At 48.8% G+C, this 2,198-nt stretch carries 2 protein-coding genes and 2 pseudogenes; all 4 read left to right on the top strand.

Features of this window, described 5'->3' with window-relative positions:
- A pseudogene (locus RMO35_RS15390) lies at positions 1-329 on the top strand (hypothetical protein); the annotation flags it as partial.
- A pseudogene (gene psbB / locus RMO35_RS15385) lies at positions 260-1,381 on the top strand (photosystem II chlorophyll-binding protein CP47); the annotation flags it as partial. The pseudogenes RMO35_RS15390 and psbB, both read left to right, overlap by 70 nt.
- A 103-nt stretch (positions 1,382-1,484) precedes the next feature.
- Entirely contained in the window at positions 1,485-1,586 is a 102-nt protein-coding gene (locus RMO35_RS15380; RefSeq protein WP_295615699.1) for a photosystem II reaction center protein T, read from the top strand.
- A 240-nt stretch (positions 1,587-1,826) separates the two neighbouring features.
- Positions 1,827-2,198, top strand: a 372-nt coding sequence (nrdR, locus tag RMO35_RS15375) for a transcriptional regulator NrdR (protein ID WP_309742202.1), incomplete at its 3' end; no start/stop codon positions are given.

Here is a 2,198-nt window from a genome sequence, read left to right as displayed (position 1 = left end):
CTTGGACAACCGTGCCGATGCAGTCGATCGTGGCTGAAGATGGTTGTCCGGCCTTTCGAGCCACAGTCACTTTCGACGATCCACAAATCGATCGAGAATTTCAGTGGGGTGTGAGATTGGACGCGCCAGCGGGTAACAATCTCTGGGGGATCGTCACTGAATCAAATAACAATAATTTAGTAGAACGCGATCGCCGCTTTATTTTACAAAATTTAGGCAACCAGCCTCAATTAGTCACATATTACCTCACTCATAATCGCCCAAAATGTTTGGGATTCACTTGTTCTTGTCTGGATTACTTTGCTTCGGCTTCGGAGCATTCCACCTAACGGGTCTATTTGGCCCAGGAATGTGGGTAACAGATCCATTTGGCATCACGGGGCATGTAGCTCCAGTTGCGCCTGAATGGGGGCCGTCTGGGTTTAATCCGTTCAATCCTGGTGGCGTAGTCGCTCACCACATTGCAGCGGGTACAGTCGGGATTATTGCTGGATTATTCCACCTCACCGTTCGTCCGCCAGAACGTCTCTACAAAGCGTTGCGGATGGGAAATATCGAAACCGTACTCTCTTCGAGTATTGCGGCGGTATTCTTCGCAGCATTTATCGTTGCGGGTACGATGTGGTATGGAAATGCTACCACGCCGATCGAGTTATTTGGTCCGACACGTTATCAGTGGGATAGCGGTTATTTCCAACAGGAAATTCAACGTCGCGTTCAGAGCAGCGTCGAAGATGGTAAGAGTGAAGCGGAAGCTTGGAAAGCAATTCCAGATAAACTCGCATTCTACGACTATGTTGGTAATAGCCCCGCTAAAGGCGGTCTATTCCGGACTGGGCCGATGAACAAAGGTGATGGGGTCGCCCAAGGTTGGCAAGGGCACCCAGTATTCAAGGACTCTGAAGGTCGAGTACTGAGCGTACGTCGTCTGCCTAACTTCTTTGAAAGTTTCCCTGTCATCTTGACTGACTCCGAAGGTGTCGTACGTGCAGACGTACCGTTCCGTCGGGCAGAATCGAGATACAGCTTCGAGCAAGCTGGTATTACTGCTAGCTTCTACGGTGGTGCGCTCAACGGTCAAACCTTTACTGATGCAAATCAAGTCAAACAGTTTGCCCGCAAAGCTCAAGGTGGTGAAATCTTTGAATTCGATCGCGAGAAATTTGGCTCTGACGGTGTATTCCGTACTAGTCCGCGCGGTTGGTTCACTTTCGGTCATGCTGTATTTGCTCTATTCTTCTTCTTCGGTCATCTCTGGCACGGTTCGCGGACGATTTACCGCGACGTATTTGCTGGTGTAGAAGCCGATATGGAAGAACAAGTCGAATTCGGTCTGTTCCAGAAATTGGGAGATCCTACTACGCGTCGTAAAGAAGCCTAGAAACTTGGGTATCGGGGAATGGGAGTTTGGTATTACCAAAGCAATTATTCCTCGATGCCCTGGCTGTTTGTTAAACTAAAAGTTATCCAGTAGGATTCTAATCATGGAAGCAACTATTTATATTTTGGTAACGGCATTGGCTTTGGGTACAGTCTTTTTTGCGATCGCGTTTCGCGAACCTGCGAAGATTCCCCGCAAAAAGTAAACAACAATTCAGTTTAGTCACAATCTGAGCTAATCTAGAGAAATCTCTAAATTAGCTCAGATTTTTCTTTTCAAGGTTTTAGGCTTTAGGCTTTAGCGCACCAAGCAGGCTTTAGGGAAGAGGAAAGAGGGGAAAGGGTATAGGCAAAAGAAAATACGAAAGTCACCCCGTCTCCCCGTCTCCCCGTCCCCCAGTCTCCCAGTCTCCCAGTCTCCCCCGCTCCCATCTCCCAAATCCCCAATGCAATGTTCCTACTGCCAATATACAGATAGTCGGGTGTTAGAGTCTCGATCGACAGAAGCCGGACAGAGTATTCGCAGACGCCGGGAATGTTTGCGCTGCAAACATCGCTTTACTACTTACGAACGACTGGAATTTGTGCCAGTTACGGTCATCAAGCAAGATTCCCGTCGTGAATACTTCGACAGATCCAAGCTCCTCCGAGGCATCATTCATGCCTGTCAGAAAACCGGACTCACCCCCGAAACCCTCGAATCGATCGTGGATGATATCGAGTCCCAACTGCAAACTCGATCGCTCCGAGAGGTAACTACTGCCGAAATTGGCGAACTGGTGCTAGTCGAATTGCGCCCGTTGAGTGAAGTTGCATAC

This window comes from Chamaesiphon sp. OTE_20_metabat_361, from assembly GCF_031364565.1.
Note: the sequence above shows the minus strand (reverse complement) of the source record. Positions and strands in the feature narration are given on the sequence as shown.

Bases quoted from the DNA above. Each gene is read 5' to 3' on its own strand.
- RMO35_RS15380 (WP_295615699.1), top strand. From the start codon at position 1,485: ATGGAAGCAACTATTTATATTTTGGTAACGGCATTGGCTTTGGGTACA.